This is a genomic window from Streptomyces yunnanensis, assembly GCF_029011865.1.
GTDB classification, from domain to species: Bacteria; Actinomycetota; Actinomycetes; order Streptomycetales; family Streptomycetaceae; genus Streptomyces; species Streptomyces yunnanensis.
The window spans coordinates 5,789,821-5,810,703 of sequence record NZ_CP095749.1 but is presented as its reverse complement, the minus strand read 5'-3'; the positions used below and the strand labels follow the sequence as shown (position 1 = coordinate 5,810,703).

The 20,883-nt window shown below is 67.8% G+C and carries 23 protein-coding genes; 8 read left to right on the top strand and 15 right to left on the bottom strand.

Going from position 1 to position 20,883, the window contains the following annotated elements:
• The first annotated feature begins 412 nt into the window (after positions 1 to 412).
• Both MOV08_RS25430 and MOV08_RS25425 read left to right on the top strand, forming a co-directional pair.
• The gene (locus MOV08_RS25430) at positions 413 to 637 is read left to right on the top strand and encodes a DUF397 domain-containing protein (RefSeq protein ID WP_275308949.1); all 225 of its coding nucleotides are present in this window, start codon (positions 413 to 415) and stop codon (positions 635 to 637) included.
• Between the two features lie 83 nt (positions 638 to 720).
• A complete protein-coding gene (locus MOV08_RS25425; protein ID WP_275308948.1) occupies positions 721 to 1,188 on the top strand; it encodes a hypothetical protein in 468 nt (155 codons plus the stop codon).
• A gap of 51 nt (positions 1,189 to 1,239) precedes the next feature.
• On the opposite strand, the gene MOV08_RS25420 is transcribed toward MOV08_RS25425, so the two are convergent.
• A complete protein-coding gene (locus MOV08_RS25420) occupies positions 1,240 to 2,613 on the bottom strand; it encodes a DUF3987 domain-containing protein (RefSeq protein WP_275308947.1) in 1,374 nt (457 codons plus the stop codon).
• Between the two features lie 62 nt (positions 2,614 to 2,675).
• Positions 2,676 to 3,437, bottom strand: a complete 762-nt coding sequence (locus MOV08_RS25415) for an Lsr2 family DNA-binding protein (protein ID WP_275308946.1) — start codon at positions 3,435 to 3,437, stop codon at positions 2,676 to 2,678.
• A 774-nt stretch (positions 3,438 to 4,211) separates the two neighbouring features.
• On the opposite strand from MOV08_RS25415, the gene MOV08_RS25410 reads away from it, so the two are divergent.
• Positions 4,212 to 4,673, top strand: coding sequence for a hypothetical protein (locus MOV08_RS25410; protein ID WP_275308945.1), 462 nt, complete (start codon positions 4,212 to 4,214; stop codon positions 4,671 to 4,673).
• 165 nt (positions 4,674 to 4,838) lie between these two features.
• Here MOV08_RS25410 and MOV08_RS44210 read toward each other — a convergent pair whose 3' ends face one another.
• The 7 genes from MOV08_RS44210 to MOV08_RS25380 form a co-directional block, all read right to left on the bottom strand.
• The gene (locus MOV08_RS44210) at positions 4,839 to 4,931 is read right to left on the bottom strand and encodes an Lsr2 family DNA-binding protein (RefSeq protein ID WP_420834212.1); all 93 of its coding nucleotides are present in this window, start codon (positions 4,929 to 4,931) and stop codon (positions 4,839 to 4,841) included.
• Entirely contained in the window at positions 4,913 to 5,827 is a 915-nt protein-coding gene (locus MOV08_RS25405; RefSeq protein WP_275308943.1) for a phage major capsid protein, read from the bottom strand. The genes MOV08_RS44210 and MOV08_RS25405 overlap by 19 nt, the downstream gene beginning before the upstream one ends.
• Before the next feature lie 14 nt (positions 5,828 to 5,841).
• Positions 5,842 to 6,195 (bottom strand): hypothetical protein, encoded by a 354-nt coding sequence (locus MOV08_RS25400; RefSeq protein ID WP_275308941.1) that lies wholly within the window; start codon positions 6,193 to 6,195, stop codon positions 5,842 to 5,844.
• 34 nt (positions 6,196 to 6,229) lie between these two features.
• The gene (locus tag MOV08_RS25395) at positions 6,230 to 6,496 is read right to left on the bottom strand and encodes a helix-turn-helix domain-containing protein (protein ID WP_275308939.1); all 267 of its coding nucleotides are present in this window, start codon (positions 6,494 to 6,496) and stop codon (positions 6,230 to 6,232) included.
• A 415-nt stretch (positions 6,497 to 6,911) separates the two neighbouring features.
• On the bottom strand, positions 6,912 to 7,436 hold the full coding sequence (locus tag MOV08_RS25390; protein ID WP_275308937.1) for a hypothetical protein: 525 nt from the start codon (positions 7,434 to 7,436) through the stop codon (positions 6,912 to 6,914).
• Complete coding sequence (locus MOV08_RS25385) at positions 7,433 to 7,591, bottom strand: helix-turn-helix domain-containing protein (RefSeq protein ID WP_275311888.1); 159 nt, start codon at positions 7,589 to 7,591, stop codon at positions 7,433 to 7,435. The genes MOV08_RS25390 and MOV08_RS25385 overlap by 4 nt, the downstream gene beginning before the upstream one ends.
• Before the next feature lie 98 nt (positions 7,592 to 7,689).
• The gene (locus tag MOV08_RS25380; RefSeq protein ID WP_275308936.1) at positions 7,690 to 8,235 is read right to left on the bottom strand and encodes a hypothetical protein; all 546 of its coding nucleotides are present in this window, start codon (positions 8,233 to 8,235) and stop codon (positions 7,690 to 7,692) included.
• 131 nt (positions 8,236 to 8,366) lie between these two features.
• Here MOV08_RS25380 and MOV08_RS25375 point away from each other — a divergent pair, with 131 nt between their 5' ends.
• Positions 8,367 to 9,545, top strand: coding sequence for a tyrosine-type recombinase/integrase (locus MOV08_RS25375; RefSeq protein WP_275308935.1), 1,179 nt, complete (start codon positions 8,367 to 8,369; stop codon positions 9,543 to 9,545).
• 200 nt (positions 9,546 to 9,745) lie between these two features.
• Here the strand turns inward: MOV08_RS25375 and MOV08_RS25370 are convergent, their stop codons facing one another.
• Positions 9,746 to 10,918, bottom strand: coding sequence for an acyl-CoA dehydrogenase (locus MOV08_RS25370; RefSeq protein ID WP_039635853.1), 1,173 nt, complete (start codon positions 10,916 to 10,918; stop codon positions 9,746 to 9,748).
• Between the two features lie 208 nt (positions 10,919 to 11,126).
• Between MOV08_RS25370 and MOV08_RS25365 the strand changes: the two genes are divergently transcribed.
• Positions 11,127 to 12,494 (top strand): UDP-glucose dehydrogenase family protein, encoded by a 1,368-nt coding sequence (locus MOV08_RS25365; RefSeq protein WP_275308934.1) that lies wholly within the window; start codon positions 11,127 to 11,129, stop codon positions 12,492 to 12,494.
• A 102-nt stretch (positions 12,495 to 12,596) separates the two neighbouring features.
• Here MOV08_RS25365 and MOV08_RS25360 read toward each other — a convergent pair whose 3' ends face one another.
• From MOV08_RS25360 to MOV08_RS25350, 3 genes are all read right to left on the bottom strand, one after another.
• Positions 12,597 to 13,769 (bottom strand): dipeptidase, encoded by a 1,173-nt coding sequence (locus tag MOV08_RS25360; RefSeq protein ID WP_275308933.1) that lies wholly within the window; start codon positions 13,767 to 13,769, stop codon positions 12,597 to 12,599.
• Complete coding sequence (purE, locus tag MOV08_RS25355) at positions 13,766 to 14,269, bottom strand: 5-(carboxyamino)imidazole ribonucleotide mutase (protein WP_039635845.1); 504 nt, start codon at positions 14,267 to 14,269, stop codon at positions 13,766 to 13,768. The genes MOV08_RS25360 and purE overlap by 4 nt, the downstream gene beginning before the upstream one ends.
• Before the next feature lie 122 nt (positions 14,270 to 14,391).
• The gene (locus MOV08_RS25350) at positions 14,392 to 15,558 is read right to left on the bottom strand and encodes a 5-(carboxyamino)imidazole ribonucleotide synthase (protein ID WP_275308931.1); all 1,167 of its coding nucleotides are present in this window, start codon (positions 15,556 to 15,558) and stop codon (positions 14,392 to 14,394) included.
• Positions 15,559 to 15,742: 184 nt separating this feature from the next.
• Between MOV08_RS25350 and MOV08_RS25345 the strand changes: the two genes are divergently transcribed.
• Positions 15,743 to 16,207: a protease inhibitor I42 family protein gene (locus tag MOV08_RS25345; protein ID WP_275308930.1), complete on the top strand. Its 465-nt coding sequence runs from the start codon at positions 15,743 to 15,745 to the stop codon at positions 16,205 to 16,207.
• A 154-nt stretch (positions 16,208 to 16,361) separates the two neighbouring features.
• Positions 16,362 to 16,871, top strand: coding sequence for a GtrA family protein (locus tag MOV08_RS25340; protein ID WP_039635840.1), 510 nt, complete (start codon positions 16,362 to 16,364; stop codon positions 16,869 to 16,871).
• Positions 16,872 to 16,911: 40 nt separating this feature from the next.
• On the opposite strand, the gene MOV08_RS25335 is transcribed toward MOV08_RS25340, so the two are convergent.
• Together MOV08_RS25335 and MOV08_RS25330 are read right to left on the bottom strand one after the other, a co-directional pair.
• The gene (locus MOV08_RS25335; protein ID WP_039635839.1) at positions 16,912 to 18,159 is read right to left on the bottom strand and encodes an ATP-binding protein; all 1,248 of its coding nucleotides are present in this window, start codon (positions 18,157 to 18,159) and stop codon (positions 16,912 to 16,914) included.
• Positions 18,160 to 18,165: 6 nt separating this feature from the next.
• Positions 18,166 to 18,846 carry a response regulator transcription factor gene (locus MOV08_RS25330; protein WP_016575659.1) on the bottom strand — a complete coding sequence of 227 codons (681 nt, stop codon included), beginning with the start codon at positions 18,844 to 18,846 and terminating at the stop codon, positions 18,166 to 18,168.
• Positions 18,847 to 19,351: 505 nt separating this feature from the next.
• Between MOV08_RS25330 and MOV08_RS25325 the strand changes: the two genes are divergently transcribed.
• Entirely contained in the window at positions 19,352 to 20,881 is a 1,530-nt protein-coding gene (locus MOV08_RS25325; RefSeq protein WP_039635838.1) for a peptide MFS transporter, read from the top strand.
• Positions 20,882 to 20,883: the final 2 nt, after the last annotated feature.

Sequence of the window (20,883 nt, the reverse complement as noted above, 5' to 3'; positions counted from 1 at the left end):
GTGCCGGGCTGCCCCAACTGTCTTTCACTGTCGGTGGCCCGTGAGAACGCGCGATCCATAGGCGACTACAGCGGTGTCTCCGACGCCAACGTGAAGCTGCGGCATCACCAAGGCAAGGCGCACGCCTCGTGAGCAGGGAAACATACGCCCAGCTGTTCGCCAAGCATCCTCTGATGACGATGTGCGTTTCTCGCGATTCCGGGCAGAGCTGGGAACGCGAGCGGGCCGTGTTCTCCACGGACGATCTTCCGCCCCTGGCTACGTCTGAGTGGCCGCCGTGCCAGTGCTCGCGGTGCTCGGGGCCCGGCAAGCGCTCCGACCGCTGAAGCGTGGCCCATCCCCCTGAACTCCCGCCCGAACGGGCGGCGGCGGTCAGCCATGACCGCGATCAGTTGAGCAGGAAGGTGCAGTGATGCAGAACGGAACCGACCTGTACGCGCTCGACATCAACGGGGCCTCGTTCGTGCAAGCGTGCGGCGGCCCCTGCACCGAGGGGTGCGTGACTCTGGCCCGGATCGGTGAGGACGCCTGGGCCCTGGGCGACAGCAAGCGGCCCAACGCGGAGCCGCTGCGGTTCACCACGGAGGAGTTGGACGCGGCCGGTATCGATCCGGCGCGCTTCGGCCTGAACGTCTGATCCTCCCCCTCTGTCAGTCGGGCCGGGTCCATCCCCCGTCCCTGGGTCCGGCCCGGCTGGCACTCCTCGAAACGGAACGACTGGTGCACCACCACGGCTATCTATGGACCGGCCCGAAAGAGCGTTTCGACAATGAGGCTCTGCGGCGGCCTCCGCATCCTGAGCCACCCCCGGCCGGAAGCAAGCCAGAACTCATCCAGCGCTATCGGGAGGTCGCGGCGGAGTTCCCGACCGTCGACCTGCCGCCCCTTGAAACGGCGTACTGGCTCATCAAGCCCCGTTCGCTGGTTCGGGGCACGTGGGATGAGGCGAAGGAAGCGGCGTCATGGCTCGGTGAGCGGCTAGCGGAGCACTCACCCCGGTTCACCTCGGAGAGAGACCGGGACACCAGCCGCCTGGCCAGGCTGGTGGACGCTGCCGCTGAACAACTGCACTCAGGTGCGGATGTGTCGTACGGCTTCTACCTCGAACGCCCCTCGTATCTGTCGCTGGCAGTTGTGACCTGCTCCCCGAACCACTCACAGCCTGAACTGCCTTGCCCCATCGCGTAGTCGAACCAACAGAGAAGCCCCGGCCCGATTGGCCAGAGCTGTTCTGGTTGGTCAGAGCAGCGCGAGGAAGGGATTCAAGCCGCTGGACGGTTCCGACCGCTTCGGTTCCGGTGAGGGCTGGGGAGCCCACTTCGGCGCCGGACGGTAGGCGTTCAAGCTCACGACCGTTGCGCGGCTCTGCTCACGCTCCGGCTCGGCCGGCATCGGCTCCGCGACTGTTTCTGTCGACTCAGCGTTTTCAGACGTGCTGCCGCGCAGCGAGAAGACGGTGGCCGGTCGGCCGGTCTTCCCCGACCGCTCCACGGTCACCACGATTCCGGGCAGTGCCTTGACCTCTGCGGCCGTCGCTCCCACGTACGGCAGCACCTGTGAGGACGTAGCCCGGCCCCCGTGCATCTCGATCCGGGCCCGGACCTTCTCCGCGAGGCTGAGCGGCTGGCGCTTCACCTTGGGAGAGGTCGCCCCCTTGGTGATCCTGACAGCGTCCTGCACCGACCGGCGAACCAGAGTGAAGGCGGCCGACAGCGTCTCTTCCGTGATGTGCTCGGAGCACTCGGAGGCGGCCAGACAGGCCGCGACCCTGAGCGTCTGTTCCGCCGTCCGCTCGATGAATACGGCCTGTCCTTCTGGCAGGGTCTCACCCAGGATGCGGGCGTATCGGCGCACGATCCGCCACAGCGGCCGGGCATCCTCCGCAAGCGTGATCACACGAGGCCAGGCCGTGGCCCACCCGTAGGCGTCGGCAAGGTCCCGTCCGTCTACTTCCGGCAGGGGCACCCTGTCGTCGTCCAGCAGCGGCACCGACCCCAGCAGGAACGGCAGAATGCGGTTGTACGACCCCCCGGCCGCCTCCGACTCACCCACGTACTTGGACCAGTCGGAGGGCGTGACGTGGCAGTGCAGAACCATGGCAGGGTCGCGTACTTCCTCCGCATCGTCTTTTGTCGTGTTCCTTAGAGTCGCGCCGTCCCAAGCGGCGCGGAGTTTGGTGGTGAAGGAAGCGTCACGCTTGACTCTGCGGAGCACTTCCGACCATTCCTCTTCGACCACCAACGTCCGCACGTCCCGGCCGTGTTCGGTCTCCGCCGTGGCTTCCTGCTGCTCCCACAGGTGGTGCACCATGCTCGCCCCGGACGTAATCCCCGACGTGGTGTGCGTGGCCAGGAACCGGCCCAACGCCTTGTCCAGGACGTGATGCGCAGCCCGCAGCGCAGTTCCCTTCCCTCTGCCCGTTCCGGCCACCAGGGCCGACCACAGCAGCACCGGACGGGCGTTGCCACGGGATGACACCTTGACGGTGCCACCGATGGCAGCCGACCACATCGAGAGGGCGGCCACGTACACCCCCAAGGGGTCCGCTTCCAAGAAGGGGGCGATCCTGCGGACCGCACGACCGATCGGACCGTACAGAACGGGGGTGCTCATGCTGCCTCTATCTCGAAAAGGGATGGCTGGGCGGCCTGCGCCCGGCGCTGAGGGGGCGGCACTCAGGCCGCGATCGCTTTTCCCTCCGACGCATCCCGATGCGCCAGCTCGAACGCATGCCTCACGTTCATTGGGATGCGCCCCTTGGTAGGCACGGCGAAGCCGTTGGCACGGGCCCAGTTCCGAATCACAGCGTTGCGCTGCCGTTCGCTCATCCCGGAACGGTCCACCTTGGCAGGCTCCGGCAACGGGTCACCACCGACCATCACACCGGCCTGTACTGCCGACTTGAAGCGTCCAGGCTTGCGCACGTCCATCACAGAGATTGAGCGCTCTGCGGCATCGCGTAGCTTGGTGCCGTTCCGGTCGCCGCCATCCCCCAGGATCAAGAGACAGGTCGTGTCGTCCGCGCGCCCAACTACCGCATAGCCAAGGTTGCGCACCGCTTCCCGCGCGTCGTCCCACTCGTACCCCGGAACCTCACCGGCGATCATCACGGACGGCACGGGCTCAGGGTCGGACTCCATCACGGGTGCCGCTTCCGGCTCCGGCTCCGGCTCCGGCTCCGGCTCCGGCTCCGGCTCCGGCTCCGGGGCAGGCTCAACAGGAACGGACTCGGGCTCAGTCGGCGTTACCCCGTTCTCAGACGGAGCGCCCAACGCATCGCAGAGGTAGCGGCCGAACGAGACGTCATGCTCCAAGCACAGGTGCCATGTGTCCTTGCCCAGCTTCAGCGATGACGTGGCCTCCACCTCGGACCCGTCGCGCGCTATGTGGGCATCGCAGTACGTGTACTCGACAGGCACGAGAACGGTCTTACGCATGGCGCGGAATCCTTAGATGAGATCTGGACGAGTGAGCCTCAGGAGTTGGCCGGAGTGAGTCTCTGACGGCCGCCGCATTCGATCTTGCGGAACTCACTCCATCTTGCATGACTCCAACCCGAGAAACACACAAATCAGATTACGAAACCATAACTTTGATGAATTCAATAACGGGGGTAACAAGTAGTTAGGCAGTAAAAGGACCCACCGGGGGTGCCTTCCTCTGACCATGTACGGGTATGAAATTTTCAGGACGCCGGCCGCCTGGGGCCGCTTACAGTCTGCCGACCCTTCATCCTGACACCTTGAAAGCATGAAAAGTGGCTGATCAGGACCCGGACGCAGTGAATGAATAAACTGTAAGGCCACTCCGCAGTGGCCTCGGTCGCACTTTGAGCGGCTGGCGTGACGGATCTGCGCAGATAACAGGTACGTATTTAGTGCGGGGGGGGTATATATACCCCTGGCATCGGGATGCAAGTGGCCCCATCAGGACTGTCTTGTCGGTCCACCTATCGTCATGCGTTCGACTGATACCGACGGTAGGTGCAGGATCGGTTCCCCGTCACCCGATTGGGTGTAACCCCTGTGGCGTGGCACGGTTCTGCGTCGCGGCCTCTCCATGCTTGGCCATGAGCCGCTTGGCTCGCCGACCACTCGCATGGGCTCATCTAGCGCGATTCCGCCATCGCCCATGGCCAATGCGGGTACAGCATCCGAAGCCGTGTGGCCGACCATAGCGGCTACTCCGCGATCGACAAGGAGACGCCCTCGATGTCGCAGTACGAGATCAGGATGGATATCGCCGACATCCCTAACAAGACCGCCGGGGGCACTATCGAGGCCCAGTTCATCACCGCCGGTGGCGAATCAGACTGGTACAAGGTCAGCGACAACTTCAAAGCTGGCGACCATCCCGAGTCCACCATCGAGGTGCCGGAAAGCCTCGGTGAGTTCCAGGGCATCCGGCTTCGCGCGAGCAGCCCCGACGGCCTGACCCTTCAGAGAATGGTGATCGAAGGCCCACGAGACAAAGCATATGTGTTGCTGCCGGTCACCGATAAAGGCGTGAAATCTGCGGCTCTCGCGGTGACCGCCCGCAAGGAACTCGGAGAGTGGCTCTCCCGGTCCGAAATTCCGATCCTGCAAATCAAGGTGTTCTTCGCCGGTATCGACTTCCTACTGGGGAAGAAGTCGGCCGCCGAGATCCTACTAATGCTGGCAAGAGGGTATTGAACTTGGCCCCTGCCTCGCGGGTCCGATGGGTTCCGGTCGCGATGATGCACTGGGGCTCGTTGAGGGGGATCGGAATGTAAGCCGGCCGAGCTGCTCACACCTCGGTAGAGACCAATAAAGAGGCCCCTCACGAATGTTGAGGGGCCTCCGGGTTATTGAATTGAATCAGTGAGCCTTGGCGTACGCCTCGCGGACTTCACCCGGCACCCTGCCGCGGTGGCTCACCTGATGTTCCTGGGTCAGGCCGCAGTGTCCCATTCCACGGACGCCTTCACGATTCCCTTCGTCGACTTGGACTCATCAAAGGTATTGTCTGTCTTCTTCGTATCCAGCTCGGGATAACGCACGATCTTTCCCCCGTACAGGTGCAGGGTGTCGATGTAGTCGGCACGGTACTTCTCCGACTGCCCCTCGCGGAATCCCGTGAACTGGCTTGCGTAGGTAGCGAACTCCTTGTGCCCGGCCACGATGTCCGCCCCCTTGGGCATGGCCGTGGTGGACAAGACAGTGAAGCCAGCTAGGCGAGCAACGACGCCGTTGGCTGTTACGCCGCCCTCTCCATAAGCCGCAGAGTTAGCGACGGCTGGGTGCTCTACGAGATACCGCTTCACGCGGGGCGAGACGACCACGTAACGGCCTGCGGGAATGTCGTTGTCATCCAGGGCCAGCATCATGTCTAGGATCGCGCTGTAAAGCGCCTGCGGCGCATTCTCCGGTGTCGCCTTGACGGTCGGCAGGGCCGTGGCGCCCTTGGCGATGATGTTGCCCATGAACGTGTCGGCCTCACGTGCAAGGGACCGGATCATCTGCTGGTTGATCGGAGAGTTGAGGTTGCCGCTGGCGAGCTGGATACGCTCCGCGTCCTCCACGAGAACCTGAAGGTACTTGGCCTCGGTGATCGGGAGCTTCTGGTCAACGGTCTCCGGCCGCTGGGCGGTCATGCCGTCCGGGAGCTTGTAGTCACCTACAGACGGTCGCAGAAGCGAGTTGATGTGGACAACGTCGCCCTTCTTCCTGATCAGTCCCTCGTACTTGTTGTTAGAGACGATCGGGGAAGCCCAGACCAGCAGCGGATCAAACTGCGTCAGAAGGTCGGCATCCCAAATTTCCGGGACGAAGGTATGGCTAGCGGGGTTCTGGTAGGAAAAGTTCATGTGGATACTCCTGATTAGCGCTTACGGACATCGAGGGAGACACGACGAGCCGGTACACGGTCGCCACTGCGGTGAAAGCCTGCACCGACGAGCTGAGGGAACTTCGGCCCCTGAGCCGCCGCCAGCGGGGCCAGAGCATTGCCGATGGCCTCAGTCGATGGATTTCCGTCTTTACCAAGGAGCTTGGCAGTGTCCAGGTAATCGGTGAAGCCGTCGCCGAGCTTGATGCCGGACTCCGCAGCCTGTGCCTTGAGTTCAGCCATAGCGAGCTTGGCGGTGTACTCGCGCTGTACCTCGGCCCGGATGGCATCGGCAGGGTCGGCCGGCACTGCTTCTGAGGAATGGGAATCGGTCTGGTGGTCGCTCATGGGCGACACCTCCTCAAGATCTAATCGTTCGGTTTTAGGCGGCCTGGGAAGCGTCCTGCCGAAGGAGGGCGTCAACGGCTGTCGCCTTACGCCGCTGTTCGGTGTCGTCGTCGGTCAGCAGGGACAGCAGCGGCGTGCACAGATGCCGGGACGCCTGCACGAGCATCCGAAGGCTCGGGGTGGTCTCCCCGGACTCCCACCGGTAGACGGTGGAGGGAGCCACAACCATTTCGTCGGCCAGCTCCTCGACGGACAGGCCGAGGGTGATACGACGGGAAGCAAAAGCGTGACGGTCGAACATGAAGAACTCCAGGTAACTCAATGCAGTGATGCGAATATCGAGGGTGACCGCGCGCCAGACGCAGCCGCGCTCTGACGCGAGGAATTTCCCTCCCTCACCCCCGTCGGGGAGGGAAATACGCAGCGGCAGAGGAAGGCTGTGGACAACCGGTCATGCATCGACGGCCCAAGCCGGAGATCCGAATACCGCCGACAGGCGGAGAGTTCCGTTTCTTGAAATGACTAAGCGGGCACCCCTGAGAGTGCCCGCCCTGTCCAACTCTAAGAATCTAGAACTTCTCTGAGGCAGAACAAGCCGCCCCCCTCCGAAAGGGGGCGGCCTGAACTGGTCTCAACTTGTGACTCCGGTACTCGCATCCACTCGCCCCGGCGCCACACCTCCTATTTAAGAAGGGCCGTGGCCGTGGCCCTTGGAATCAAGCGGCCGAGAGCTCCGACCCGTTAACGCTCCGCACTGCCCGCAGCCTGACCGCCTGCGCCCACTCGCCCGAGGGGAATGCGGCACCACCCTTGGCGATGTTGTCGCACTCTGCCTCCCAGCGCCGCGCCTGCTCCGACGTCCTGAACATCCAATCGCCTTGGTCCCCGTCCCACGGAATGTTGTGCGCGTGCGTGGCGCACTCCTCCCTCGTCTTCGACGGGGCGTCCATCGCCGCCACCGTGGATGGGATGAGCAAGCAACGCGCCGAGGCGGACGGCGCAAGCAATCCCGCGTTGATCAGGTTGCATCGGGCCTGTCGGTAGCGGCTCTCGTGGTAAGGCTCCCCGTTCTCCTTGGTGAGGATCAGTTCCAACTCACCGGAGCCCAGCGGCGCGTGTCCGCCGCGCTGCACCCGGTCCAGAGCCAACAGCCACAGGCGCAAGTCCAAAGCAAGGCGTGGATTACCGATCGCCGGGTTGCTGCGCTCCGGACGGTAGACCTTCGCGAACCGGTAGCTCACTTCGCCCCCTGAGCATCCAGCCAGCGGTCAAGGTCACTGCGGCGGCATCGGAGCGACTGCCCCACTTTCCGGAACGGGATCTGCTCCCCACGCCAGTTGTCGTAGACCCAGCTGCGAGGCTTGCTCAGGAACTCTGCCACCTCTATAACCGTCATCAGCTTGACCAATATGACCTCCAGGAAATGGAAAACCCCCGAGGGGCCTCGGGGGCTGTGGACGTACGAAGTCGGGGGCGGCGCCTGTACGGCGAGTGCTAGCTGCCCTTGCCGGTTCTGGCGTCAAGGACGGCCTTGGCCTTGTCGGTCAGCTCCCCACCGGCCTTGCCCGCAATGGTGGTGAGGAAGCCGTCCCGGCGGGCCTGCTTCAAATGCCCCTTGACCGTCTCAGGGCTTCGTTTGATGCGCCGCGCGAGCCACTGGACGGGGGCAGCCTCGCCAGCGTCCGCAGCGTTCTTGTAGACGGCGGCCAGGACCGCCAGGTACGTCTCGGACACGCCTTCACTTTCGAGCAACGCGCCGGCCTTATCCCCGGCTTGCTGCATCGCTTCGGTGAGTTCCTGCATGACCTCTTGGCCCTTCGGGCCCATCCCGGCTGCCATCTTCACCGCGCCAGGGAGGTCGAGCCTCCGGAGAACGGTCGTGGAGATGCCGCGCGCCACGTCACGAGCTGGCGCACCCTTCGCGCCCTCAATGGTGATGCGCTGCGGCCCCCCGCTCACCGGGCCCGGGGGCCACCACATGCGGATCACCCAGGCGCCTTGCGCCTGGGTGATCTCGAATCCGCTCTCGTCTGCCTTCATAACCCTCACCGTACCACACAGGGTTGCCCACCCTGTGTTGACAACCCAGGGTGGGTCATGTGCATTCTGGAGGCAGAGGGGCTGGTCACACCGGGGGCGGGCCCACCAGAACGAGAAAGGCCAGCTCAGACATGGCAAGGGCATGGGTAGCGCGCTCCAAGGACGATCAGAAGAAGTGGACGACCTTCTGGTACGACCCGGACGGCAAGCAGCGGCAGAGGACGTTCGAGACCAAGAAGCGCGCCGACGACCACCGCAAGCGCAAGGAACAGGAACTCGACGCGGGCACCTACCTGGACGACAAGTTGGGCAAGCAGCCCGTGACTGCCGTCTGGGAGCAGTGGACGAATCAACGGAAGCTGGAGAACAGCACCAAGAAGCAGTACCGCTCGATCCAGAAGACGACGCTCGAACCATTCTTCAAGGCCCGCTCCATCGTGTCCCTGAAGGTTGCGGACATTGAGCAGTGGCTCTTGTGGATGGAGCAGGATCGCAAGCTGTCCGCTCGGACTCGCCGTCAGCGGTTCTCGTTCTTCTCCGGAATGATGGACTGGGCCGTCGTCAACGAGATCATCGGGCGCAATCCGTGCAAGAAGATCAAGCACGCCGGAAGTCGCGCCAAGGAGATCCGCGAGCACAAGAGCAAGGCCCGGCGCCTCACCACGCGGGAAGTGCTGGCCATGCTCGACGGCGCTCCGGCGCGGTACCGAGCATTGCTGTGGCTGATGGCCGGGTGCGGGCTCCGGCTCGGGGAAGCCATGGCCGTCTCACGGGATCAGACCGACTTCAAGGCCGAAGTCCTCCGCGTTGACTTCCAGATCGCGGAGGACGGCGAGACCGAGTCCGGCAAGAACAGCGCGCTACAGCGGCGGCACATCAAGGCCCGCGACGAGGAGGAGCCCGGCCGGGTGGTGCCGCTGCCGCCCAACGTGGCGTTCGAGCTGCGCAGGCACATCAAGAACCACGGCGTATGGGGGCCAGAGCGTCTGCTGTTCCCGAACGTGACCCGCACCGGGTACCTGTACGCCTCGTACTTCTACCGGCAGATCTGGCTCGTGGCGCTGACCAAGGGAGAGGTGGCGTACTGCAAGCCGCACTCCATGCGGCACTACTACGGATCACGGCTCCTGTACGCAGGCGTCCCCGAGAACGACGTAGCCGACTGGATGGGCCACAGCAGTACGGACGTGCTGCGCGAGCACTACCACTACATCTTCGAGGGAGCCGAGCAGCGCGGACGGGCGGCCATCGCAACGATGCTGACGCCCGGCGCGGACGACCCCACCGAAGGACAGGCGGAAGTCGCCTGACAGAGCCCATGCGAACGACCCCCGGCGCAGAGCCGGGGGTCGTTGTGTTTGTGCAGGTGAGGGGCGGTTTCCCGCCCAGCATCAGCCCAGGATTTCCCCAGCATGACGCCCATGATCAGCCCGAAACGGACCCGAACGGACCGGAAGCCGATCACTGCCCGCGAGCCATCGAAAATGGCCACTGACCTGCGGAAACCTTGCTACGGCAGGTTCCTCGCCATGACGATCCGCTGCACCTGATTCGTACCTTCATAAATCTGGGTGATCTTGGCGTCCCGCATCATCCGCTCCAGCGGGTAGTCGCGGGTGTAGCCGTAGCCGCCGAGCAGCTGGACGGCGTCGGTGGTGATCTCCATGGCCGCGTCCGAGGCGTAGCACTTGGCCGCCGCGCCGAAGAAGGTCAGGTCCTCGCCCTTGCTGCCGGCCGAGACGCGCTCGGAGCGGGCGGCGGCGGCGTAGGTGAGCTGGCGGGCCGCCTCCAGCTTCATCGCCATGTCGGCGAGCATGAACTGGACGCCCTGGAAGTCGCCGATCGGCTTGCCGAACTGCTTGCGCTCCTGGACGTAGCCCTTGGCGTAGTCCAGCGCGCCCTGGGCGATGCCGAGCGCCTGGGCCGCGATGGTGATGCGGGTGTGGTCCAGGGTCTTCATGGCGGTGGCGAAGCCGGTACCCTCCGCGCCGATCATGCGGTCGGCGGGGATGCGGACGTTGTCGAGGTAGACCTCGCGGGTCGGGGAGCCCTTGATGCCGAGCTTCTTCTCCGGCGCGCCGAAGGAGACGCCCTCGTCGCCCTTCTCGACGACGAACGCCGATATGCCCTTGGAGCGCTTCTCGGGGTCGGTGACGGCCATGACGGTGTAGTACTCCGACACCCCGGCGTTGGTGATCCACCGCTTCACGCCGTTGAGGACGTAGTGGTCGCCGTCGCGGACCGCCTTGGTCTTCATCCCCGCCGCGTCGGAACCGGCGTCCGGCTCGCTGAGGCAGTACGAGAACATCGCGTCGCCCTTGGCGAGCGGCGCCAGGTACTTCTTCTTCAGCTCCTCGCTGCCGGAGAGGATCACCGGGAGCGAGCCGAGCTTGTTGACCGCCGGGATCAGGGACGACGAGGCGCAGACCCGGGCGACCTCCTCGATGACGATCACGGTCGCCAGCGCGTCGGCGCCGGCGCCGCCGTAGGACTCCGGCACGTGGACGGCGTGCAGGTCGTTGGCGACCAGTGCGTCCAGCGCCTCCTGCGGGAAGCGGGCCTCCTCGTCCACCGCGGCGGCGAACGGCGCGATCTTCGCCTCGGCGAGCGAGCGCACCGACTCGCGGAGCATGTCGTGCTCCTCGGACGGCCGGTACAGATCGAAATCAGCGGTTCCCGCCAAGGTCTCTCACTCCCCAGAGGTGCCGGTAGTGCTAACTACCGTTAAGTAACCCTTACTGAGAAGGGATTCTAGGGCGATCCCGGAGCCTCGGGTAGGTGAGGTTGCCGACAGTCCCCCCATGGGGCGCACCGCGGCCGGGAAGGGGGCGTTCCACGCGCGGATATGCTCGGTCAGCACCACAATCCGCCAGACGTCTGGAGCCCTGCACATGGCCCTCAAGATCACCGTGATCGGCACCGGCTACCTCGGTGCCACCCACGCCGCCGCCATGGCCGAGCTGGGTTTCGAGGTGCTGGGCCTGGACGTGCAGCCGGAGAAGATCGAAATGCTCCGCCGGGGCGAGGTCCCGATGTACGAGCCGGGCCTGGAGGAGCTGCTGCGCCGCCATGTCGCCGGCATCGAGGGCTCCACCGGCCGGCTGCGCTTCACCACCTCCTACGAGGAGGTCGGGGCCTTCGGCGACGTCCACTTCGTCTGCGTGAACACCCCGCAGAAGCACGGCGAGTACGCCTGCGACATGTCCTACGTCGAGGCCGCCTTCGACGCGCTGGCACCGCACCTGACCCGGCCCGCGCTGGTGGTCGGCAAGTCGACGGTGCCGGTGGGCAGCGCGGCCCGGCTCGCGCAGCGGCTGACGGCCGCCGCCCCCGCCGGCGCCGACGCCGAGCTGGCCTGGAACCCGGAGTTCCTGCGCGAGGGCCTCGCCGTCCAGGACACCCTCCACCCGGACCGGATCGTGGTCGGCGTGGCCGGCGTGGGGGCACCTCCCAGCGATAGCTGGGGGAAGGCCGAGGCGCTGCTCCGCGAGGTGTACGCCACCCCGATCGCCGAGGGCTCCCCGTTCGTCGTGATGGACTACCCCACCGCCGAGCTGGTCAAGACCTCCGCCAACTCCTTCCTCGCCACCAAGATCTCGTTCATCAACGCCATGGCCGAGGTGTGCGAGGCCGCCGACGGCGACGTGGTGAAGCTGGCCGAGGCGATCGGCCACGACGAGCGGATCGGCAAGAAGTTCCTGCGGGCCGGCATCGGCTTCGGCGGCGGCTGCCTGCCCAAGGACATCCGGGCCTTCATGGCCCGCGCCGGCGAACTCGGCGCCGACCAGGCACTGACGTTCCTGCGCGAGGTCGACTCGATCAACATGCGGCGCCGCGGCCACATGGTCGAGCTGGCCCGGGACGCGGTCGGCGGCAGCTTCCTCGGCAAGCGGGTCGCCGTCCTCGGCGCGACCTTCAAGCCGGACTCCGACGACGTCCGCGACTCGCCCGCCCTCAACGTCGCCGGCCAGATCCACCTCCAGGGCGGCCAGGTCACCGTCTACGACCCCAAGGGCATGGCGAACGCCGAGCGCCTCTTCCCGACCCTGGGGTACGCGGAGAGCGCCCTGGAGGCGGTGCGCGGCGCGCATGTCGTCCTGCACCTGACGGAGTGGCGCGAGTTCCGCGAGCTGGACCCGGCGGTACTGGCCGAGGTCGCCACCGAACGCCGCGTGCTCGACGGCCGCAACGCCCTCGACCCGGCCCTGTGGCGCAAGGCCGGCTGGACGTACCGGGCCCTGGGCCGCCCGAACGCATAACCACCACGGCCGACCGACCACGCGGCCGGCCCCCCACCGGCCCGCTACCCACCCCACAACGGGAGGGACGGGCCGGAGGGGCGACCGGGAACGCGGAAAGTCCTAGGGCGCCATGTTCGACGGCCCCCGGCGGCCCTGCTCGTCCCGGGCGACGTCCTCCGCCCCGCGGAGCACCCGTACCGCGTTCTGCCACGTCAGCTTCGCCAGATCGGCCGCCGACCATTTGCGGTCCAGGAGTTCGGCGAGGAGATTCGGGTAGCTCGCGACGTCGGCCAGGTCGGAGGGGGTGAAGGCGGTGCCGTCGTAGTCCCCGCCGATGCCGATGTGGTCGATGCCGGCGACCTCGCGCATGTGGTCGAGGTGGTCGGCGACGGTGGCCGCGGTGGCCGTCGGCCGCGGGTTGGCGGCCTCGAAGGCGCGCTGGACGGCCATGCCCCGCTCGGTGGTGTCGAGGTGGTGCAGGCCGTGGGCGCGCATGTTCTCGTCGGCGCGCAGCGTCCACGCGACCGCGGCGGGCAGCACGAACTTCGGGACGAAGGTGGCCATGGCGACGCCGCCGTTGGCGGGCAGTTGGGCCAGCACGTCGTCGGGGATGTTGCGCGGGTGGTCGCAGACCGCGCGGGCCGAGGAGTGCGAGAAGAGCACCGGCGCGGTGCTGACCCGGAGGGCGTCGCGCATGGTGTCGGGCGAGACGTGCGAGAGGTCGACGAGCATCCCGCAGCGGTTCATCTCGCGGACGACCTCTTCGCCGAAGGCCGACAGGCCGTGGTGGCGCGGTGCGTCGGTCGCCGAGTCCGCCCAGTCGTTGTTGTCGTTGTGGGTGAGCGTCATGTAGCGGACGCCCAGGGCGTGGAAGGCCCGGAGGGTGGCCAGCGAGTTGTTGATCGAGTGGCCGCCCTCGGCCCCCATGAGGGAGGCGATGCGGCCCTCGGCGCGGGCCGCCTCCATGTCGTCGGCGGTGGCCGCCGGGCGCAGATCGGCTGCGTAGCGCGCGGTCAGCTGACGTACCGCGTCGATCTGTTCCAGGGTGGCGCTGACGGCGTGGTCGCCGGTGTAGTCGGAGCGTACGTACACCGACCAGAACTGTGCGCCGACGCCGCCGGCCCGCAGCCGGGGGATGTCGGTGTGCAGGTGGGCGCTCTGGTCGGTGGCGACGTCGCGCCGGTCGAGGTCGTAGCGGACCTGTTCGCGCAGTGCCCAGGGGAGGTCGTTGTGGCCGTCGACGACCGGCCAGCGGGCGAGCAGTTCCAGCGCGGCCTCCCGCGCGGTGGTCACCTGCCGCTCCCGAAGCCGAAGCCGGCGGACCCGGCGACCTTGTTGCGCAGCCGCTTGCCCTTCTCGGTGGCCTGGTCGTTGAGGTCCTGCTGGAACTCCCGCATGCGGGCGAGGAGTTCGGCGTCGTGGGCGGCGAGCATCCGGGCGGCGAGCAGTCCGGCGTTGCGGGCGCCGCCGACCGAGACCGTGGCGACCGGCACGCCGGCCGGCATCTGCACGATGGAGAGCAGGGAGTCCATGCCGTCCAGGTACTTCAGCGGGACCGGGACGCCGATGACCGGCAGCGGGGTGACGGAGGCCAGCATGCCGGGCAGGTGGGCGGCTCCCCCGGCGCCGGCGATGATCGCTTTCAGGCCGCGGCCGGCCGCCTGCTCGCCGTAGGCGATCATCTCGTGCGGCATGCGGTGGGCCGAGACCACGTCGACCTCGTAGCCGATCTCGAACTCGTCCAGGGCCTGGGCGGCGGCCTCCATGACGGGCCAGTCGGAGTCGGAGCCCATGACGATGCCGACCAGGCACGAGGGGCGCGCGTCAGCCCTCGTCGAGGGGATTGGGGTCTCCCCTGCTCGAACGGAGTTGAGAGCTTGGGGAAGGTCGGGCGACGGGCGGGCCGCGGGAGAGCTCATTCGGTGATCGTTCCTCGCAGATAGCCGGCGGCGTGCGCGGCGCGCTCACGCACATCCGCCAGGTCGTCGCCGTAGGTGTTGACGTGCCCGACCTTGCGGCCCGGCTTCACGTCCTTTCCGTACATGTGAATCTTCAACTGCGGATCGCGGGCCATGCAATGCAGGTACGCCGCATACATGTCGGGGTAGTCACCCCCGAGGACGTTGGCCATCACCGTCCAGCGGGCGCGCGGGCGGGGGTCGCCGAGCGGGAGGTCGAGGACGGCCCGGACGTGGTTGGCGAACTGCGAGGTGATCGCGCCGTCCTGGGTCCAGTGGCCGGAGTTGTGCGGACGCATGGCCAGCTCGTTGACGAGGACCGCGGGCGCGCCGTCGGCGTCCCGGACCTCGAACAGCTCGACCGCGAGGTGGCCGACGACGCCGAGTTCGTCGGCGATCCGCAGGGCGAGCTGCTGGGCGTGGGTGGAGAGCTCGTCGGAGAGGTCGGGGGCCGGCGCGATCACGGTGTCGCAGACGCCGTCGACCTGGACGGACTCCACGATCGGGTAGGCGACGGCCTGGCCGTGCGGGGAGCGGACCACGTTGGCGGCCAGCTCGCGGACGAAGGGGACCTTCTCCTCCGCCAGGACGGGCACACCGGCGAGGAACGGCTCCGCCGCCTCCTTGGAGGATCGCACGAGCCAGACGCCCTTGCCGTCATAGCCCCCGCGGACGGTCTTGAGGATCACGGGGAATCCGTCCGAGCCGTCGCCCCCGCCCTCGCCCGCGAAGCGCTCCACGTCGGCCGGGTCGGAGACGATGCGGTGCCGCGGGCAGGGCACGCCGATGGCGTCCAGCTTCGCCCGCATCGCCCCCTTGTCCTGGGCGTGCACCAGCGCGTCGGGGCCGGGCCGGACGGGAATGCCCTCGGCCTCCAACGCCCGCAAGTGCTCGGTGGGAACGTGCTCGTGATCGAAGGTGATCACATCGCAGCCACGGGCGAACGCGCGCAGGGTGTCCAGATCGCGGTAGTCGCCGATGACGACATCGCTGACCACCTGAGCCGCCGAGTCCTGCGGGGTGTCACTGAGGAGCTTGAACTTGATGCCGAGGGGGATACCCGCCTCGTGGGTCATACGGGCGAGCTGACCGCCACCGACCATGCCGACTACCGGGAACGTCACGCCCCCAGGGTAGCCGCCCGGTAGTCGTGCACCCGACCCCGGCTTGGAGGATCATCCGAGAGCCGGGGTTCGAGGTTGATCGGAAGAGTCCACAACCGCGGTGAGGTACCGGACCGGGCCGAGGGCCCTCCCGGCAGTGACCGGGAAGGCGCCCGGCCCCGGCCCGGCGATAGGGGGAGGCCGCATGGAGAGCGGCGACATAACGAGGAACTCCCGGGCGCTGGTGACCGTGATGGCCGTCCTCGCCCTGCTGATCGCCCTGTACTCGGTGATCGACCAACTGACCGGGCCGGAGGTGTACGGCCCCGGCGACACCGAGATCGTGGTGTCCGCCGGCGACCGCTTCACCATCGAGGTGCCCGACGACCCCGGCGACGGCCGCCACTGGATCATCGCCGCCCCGCGACCGGATCCGGCCGTTCTGCGGACCACCGGATGGGAGTCCCCTGACGCCCCCGGGGCGTCGGGGAACGCCGCCCCCGCCGCCGGCGGGCGCCTGACCCCCACCCGCGGCACCCGCGCGCTGGGCTTCGAGGCCGTCCGCCCGGGCCGTACCGACCTGCGGCTGCTGCACTGCCTGCGGTGCGCGACGGGGGCGGCGGACGAGCCGGGCGCCGGCGTCCTCAACTTCCGGATCACGGTCGGCTGACGGACGGCCGGGGCCCCGGCCCTGGCCGCTTTCGTGCGCGGTGGTGCGCGTTGGGCCGCCCGTACCCCGCCGTTCAACCGGCGTGGTTAGCATGAGGGGGCCTACCGGGTCGCCGGCCCGCCCATTGCCCACGACGGGGAGCTGAACGATCACCATGAGTGAACCGAGCGCGCTGCGGTCGCGACTGGAGGCGCTCACCCGGGAAATAGTGAAGTTCGGTGCCGTCGGCGGCGCCGGCGTCGTGGTGAACTTCGCGGTCTTCAACCTCGTCCGGCACCTGACCGAGCTCCCCGTCGTCCGGGCGAGCATCGTGGCGACGGTGGTCGCCACCGGCACCAACTACGTCGGCTACCGCTACTTCGCCTACCGGGACCGCGACAAGCACGGCCGGACCCGTGAGCTGACGCTGTTCCTGCTCTTCAGCGTGGTCGGCCTGGTCATCGAGAACGGCATCCTCTACGCGGCGACCTACGGGTTCGGCTGGGACAGCCCGCTCCAGAGCAACGTCTTCAAGTTCCTCGGCATCGGGATCGCCACGCTCTTCCGCTTCTGGTCGTACCGCACCTGGGTCTTCCGGGCACTGCCCGCCCGGGAGGCGGTGGAGACCGCCGAGTCGTTCCTGACGGACGACTCCCCCCTGCCGAGCGGCGCCTCCCGGAAGTAGGCCCCGCCGTCGCGAGCGGGCGTCGCGACAGGGACCCGGCTCACTCCTCGGTGGGCTCGCCCTCCCGGGCCAGGAAGAGCGCGAAGACCGGCGGGTGTTGCTGGAGGAGTTCCAGACGACCGCCGTCCGCCTCGGCCAGATCGCGGGCGACGGCGAGCCCCAGACCGGTGGAGTTGCGGCCGGAGACGGTCCGTTCGAAGACCCGCGAGCCGAGGTCCGTCGGAACACCGGGGCCGGCGTCGGTCACCTCGACGACCGCCTGATTGCCGGTGACGCGGGTGCGCAGCGCGACCGTGCCGTCGCCGTGCATCAGGGAGTTCTCGATCAGGGTGGCCAGCACCTGGGCGACCGCACCCGGGGTGCCGACGGCCCGCAGGCCCTTCTTGCCGGAGCGGACGATGGCCCGGCCGGCGCTGCGGTAGGCCGGGCGCCACTCCTCGATCTGCTGCTTGACGACCTCGTCCAGGTCGAAGGCGACCGCCGAGCCGGTGCGCGGGTCCCGGGAGTTGGTCAGCAGTCGCTGCACCACGTCGGTCAGCCGCTCCACCTGGGCCAGCGCGATGGTGGCCTCTTCCTTCACGGTGTCCGGGTCGTCGGTGAGGGTGATCTCCTCCAGCCGCATGGACAGCGCGGTCAGCGGGGTGCGCAACTGGTGGGAGGCGTCGGCGGCCAGCCGCCGCTCGGCGGTGAGCATCCGGGCGATCCGCTCGGCGCTGGCGTCCAGCACGTCGGCGACCCGGTCGAGCTCCTGGACGCCGTAGCGGCGGTGGCGGGGCCGGGGGTCGCCGGAGCCGAGCCGCTCGGCGGTCTCGGCGAGGTCGGTGAGGGGGGCGGTGAGCCGGCGGGCCTGCCGGATGGCGAGCACCACGGCGGCCAGGATGGCCAGCAGCGCGACGGCCAGGATCACCAGCAGGGTCCGGCCGATCTCCGCGCTGACCGTGGAGCGGGACTCCTGCACCCGGACCCGCTCGCCGCGGTCACCGTGCACCTCGGACTCGATCACGTCGCCGACCGGCCGCTGCCCGATCTCGATCTTCGGCTTGCCGGGCACCTTGATCTCGGCGTAGCGGTTCGCGGTGATCTGCTCCGAGAGGATCTCCGGGGTGATCTTCTCGCCGCTGCCCAGCCGGCTCTCCACTATCCCGACCAGCCGGACCGCCTCGGACGCCACGCTCTCCTGCGCGCCGGACTGGATCGTGCGGGTCTCGACGATCACCAGGGAGACGCCGAAGACGGCGATGACGACGAGCACCACGGCGAGCGTGGAGTTGATCAGTCGGCGGCGCACGGGCCCCTAGCTCTTTTCGAAGCGGAAGCCGACGCCGCGGACGGTGGCGATGTACCGGGGGTTGGCGGCGTCGTCGCCGAGCTTCTTGCGCAGCCAGGAGATGTGCATGTCCAGCGTCTTGGTGGAGGACCACCAGGTGGTGTCCCAGACCTCGCGCATCAGCTGGTCGCGGGTGACGACCCGGCCGGCGTCCCGCACCAGGACCCGCAGCAGGTCGAACTCCTTCGCGGTGAGCTGGAGTTCCTCGTCGCCCATCCAGGCGCGGTGCGACTCGACGTCGATCCGCACGCCGTGGGTGGCCGGCGGCTGCTGCGGCTCGGCGGTGGAGCCGCGGCGGAGCAGGGCCCGGACCCGGGCGAGCAGCTCGGCGAGCCGGAACGGCTTGGTGACGTAGTCGTCGGCGCCGGCGTCCAGGCCGACGACGGTGTCCACCTCGTCGGCGCGGGCGGTCAGCACCAGGATGGGGAAGGAATGGCCTTCGTTGCGCAGGCGACGGCAGACCTCCAGACCGTCCATACCGGGCAGCCCCAGGTCCAGGACCACGAGGTCGATGTTGCCCTGGAGACCGGCGTCGAGCGCCGTCGGGCCGTCCTCACGCACCTCGACGTCGTAACCCTCGCGGCGCAGGGCGCGGGCGAGCGGCTCCGAGATGGACGCGTCATCCTCGGCGAGCAGTACACGGGTCATGGGCCGATGGTAGTCCGATGTACCGACGGCGAGGGGCGGACCAGCACGGATGGGCGACAGTGGGTCCGTTCTGCGCCCGCTCACGCGCCTGAGCCGGGGGCGCGCGGGCGTGGGCGCGGTCGCACGGACGGCCTCAAACGGTTCCCTGCACGAGTGTGAGCGTTCTCTCACCACTCCCCCCGGGCCGTCAAGCGGACGTATGGTGTCCGGAACGTCCAGCGCACAACCACCGGGACGATGGCGCAGAACTCGAAGCCATCGGTCCTTGTTGTGTGTGGGGCTGGTATCCCCAGCCCCTGACACAGTGAAAGACCTGTCGACCGGGTCCGCCGGCCGCGCTATCGCGGCACGGGGGCGTGGATCCCGGTGTTCGGCCTCCCGTCGACCCTCCTCGTGTGGGACGAACCTCCCGGACGTGGGGGGCGGGCGGGCGGCGCCGGTGCCGGTCATCCCCACACGGGCGCGCACCGACTCTCGGACGCGTCCCGAGAAGCAAGGAACCACCATGGCGTCCAGCCTGACGAAGGACGCTGCCCAGCAGGGAACCCCTGCCAACGGCGGCAAGACCTTCTTCGGCCACCCCCGCGGCCTGGCCCCTCTCTTCATGACCGAGATGTGGGAGCGCTTCAGCTATTACGGCATGCGCTCCCTGCTCGTGATCTACCTGATCTCCGGTGGTCCGGACGCCGAAAAGGGCGCCCAGGCCGGCGGTCTGGCCATGAACGCGGCCACCGCCTCGGCCATCTACTCCATCTACGTGGCGATGGTCTACCTGCTGGCCATGCCCGGCGGCTGGATCGGCGACCGTATCTGGGGGCCGCGCAAGACCGTCGCCATCGCGGCGGGTGTCATCATGACCGGCCACCTGGTGCTGGCCGTGCCGGGGCAGGCCGGGTTCTTCGCGGGTCTGGCGCTGGTCGCCGTGGGCTCGGGCCTTCTGAAGGCCAACATCTCGACGATGGTCGGCCACCTCTACGACGGTCCCCAGGACCCGCGCCGGGACGGCGGCTTCACCCTCTTCTACATGGGCATCAACATCGGTGCCTTCGCGGCGCCGCTGGTGATCGGCACCGTCGGCCAGAGCATCAACTGGCACCTGGGCTTCGCGCTGGCCGCGGTCGGCATGGCCCTGGGCCTGGTGTCGTTCCTGGTCGGTACCCGCCACCTCAGCCCGCAGTCCAGCGTCGTGCCGACCCCGCTGCAGGCCGAGGAGCGCGCCATGTGGCTGCGCAAGGGCCTGATCTGGGTCGCCGCCGCCGCGGTCTTCTACGGCGTGGTCGGCTTCACCGGCCACTTCACCCTGGACTGGGCGCTGATCCCGCTCGCGCTGCTCGGCCTGATCATTCCGATCACGGTTCTGGGGCGCATCAAGCGCGACAAGGAACTGACCGACACCGAGCAGACCAAGGTCAGCGGCTACATCTGGTTCTTCGTGGCCGCCGCGGTGTTCTGGATGATCTTCGACCAGGCGGGCTCGACGATGTCCGTCTTCGCGGAGAAGAAGACGAACGGCCAGGTCTTCGGGATGGACTTCCCGTCGTCGTGGTTCCAGTCCGTGAACCCGCTGTGGGTCATGGCGCTCGCCCCGGTCATCGCCTGGCTGTGGATGTGGCTGGCGCGCCGCGACCGCGAGCCGAGCACCACGGTGAAGTTCTCGATGGCGATGTTCTTCATCGGCGCCTCGTTCGCCGTCTTCATCATCCCGATGATGATGGCCTCGGACGGCTCGAAGGTCAGCCCGATGTGGCTGCTGTCGATCTACATGATCCAGACCATCGGCGAGCTGTGCCTGTCCCCGGTCGGCCTGTCGGTGACCACCAAGATGGCGCCGCAGAAGTACGCCAGCCAGATGCTGGGCGTGTGGTTCCTCGCCGTCACCGCGGGCGACTGCATCACCAGCCTGCTCTCCACCGCCGGCGCGGACCTGAGCGGGCCCCCGGTGCTGGCCGCCGAGGCCGGGTTGGCGGTGCTGGCCGGTGTCGCGGTGTGGCTGAGCCGCAAGAAGATCGTCGCGCTCATGGGCGACGTCCGCTGATC

Coding starts and splice junctions, on each gene's coding strand:
- MOV08_RS25430 (WP_275308949.1), top strand. CDS start 413: ATGCAGAACGGAACCGACCTGTACGCGCTCGACATCAACGGGGCCTCG.
- MOV08_RS25420 (WP_275308947.1), bottom strand. CDS start 2,613: ATGAGCACCCCCGTTCTGTACGGTCCGATCGGTCGTGCGGTCCGCAGG.
- MOV08_RS25415 (WP_275308946.1), bottom strand. CDS start 3,437: ATGCGTAAGACCGTTCTCGTGCCTGTCGAGTACACGTACTGCGATGCC.
- MOV08_RS25410 (WP_275308945.1), top strand. CDS start 4,212: ATGTCGCAGTACGAGATCAGGATGGATATCGCCGACATCCCTAACAAG.
- MOV08_RS44210 (WP_420834212.1), bottom strand. CDS start 4,931: ATGGGACACTGCGGCCTGACCCAGGAACATCAGGTGAGCCACCGCGGC.
- MOV08_RS25405 (WP_275308943.1), bottom strand. CDS start 5,827: ATGAACTTTTCCTACCAGAACCCCGCTAGCCATACCTTCGTCCCGGAA.
- MOV08_RS25400 (WP_275308941.1), bottom strand. CDS start 6,195: ATGAGCGACCACCAGACCGATTCCCATTCCTCAGAAGCAGTGCCGGCC.
- MOV08_RS25395 (WP_275308939.1), bottom strand. CDS start 6,496: ATGTTCGACCGTCACGCTTTTGCTTCCCGTCGTATCACCCTCGGCCTG.
- MOV08_RS25385 (WP_275311888.1), bottom strand. CDS start 7,591: ATGACGGTTATAGAGGTGGCAGAGTTCCTGAGCAAGCCTCGCAGCTGG.
- MOV08_RS25380 (WP_275308936.1), bottom strand. CDS start 8,235: ATGAAGGCAGACGAGAGCGGATTCGAGATCACCCAGGCGCAAGGCGCC.
- MOV08_RS25375 (WP_275308935.1), top strand. CDS start 8,367: ATGGCAAGGGCATGGGTAGCGCGCTCCAAGGACGATCAGAAGAAGTGG.
- MOV08_RS25365 (WP_275308934.1), top strand. CDS start 11,127: ATGGCCCTCAAGATCACCGTGATCGGCACCGGCTACCTCGGTGCCACC.
- purE (WP_039635845.1), bottom strand. CDS start 14,269: ATGGGCTCCGACTCCGACTGGCCCGTCATGGAGGCCGCCGCCCAGGCC.
- MOV08_RS25345 (WP_275308930.1), top strand. CDS start 15,743: ATGGAGAGCGGCGACATAACGAGGAACTCCCGGGCGCTGGTGACCGTG.
- MOV08_RS25340 (WP_039635840.1), top strand. CDS start 16,362: ATGAGTGAACCGAGCGCGCTGCGGTCGCGACTGGAGGCGCTCACCCGG.
- MOV08_RS25330 (WP_016575659.1), bottom strand. CDS start 18,846: ATGACCCGTGTACTGCTCGCCGAGGATGACGCGTCCATCTCGGAGCCG.
- MOV08_RS25325 (WP_039635838.1), top strand. CDS start 19,352: ATGGCGTCCAGCCTGACGAAGGACGCTGCCCAGCAGGGAACCCCTGCC.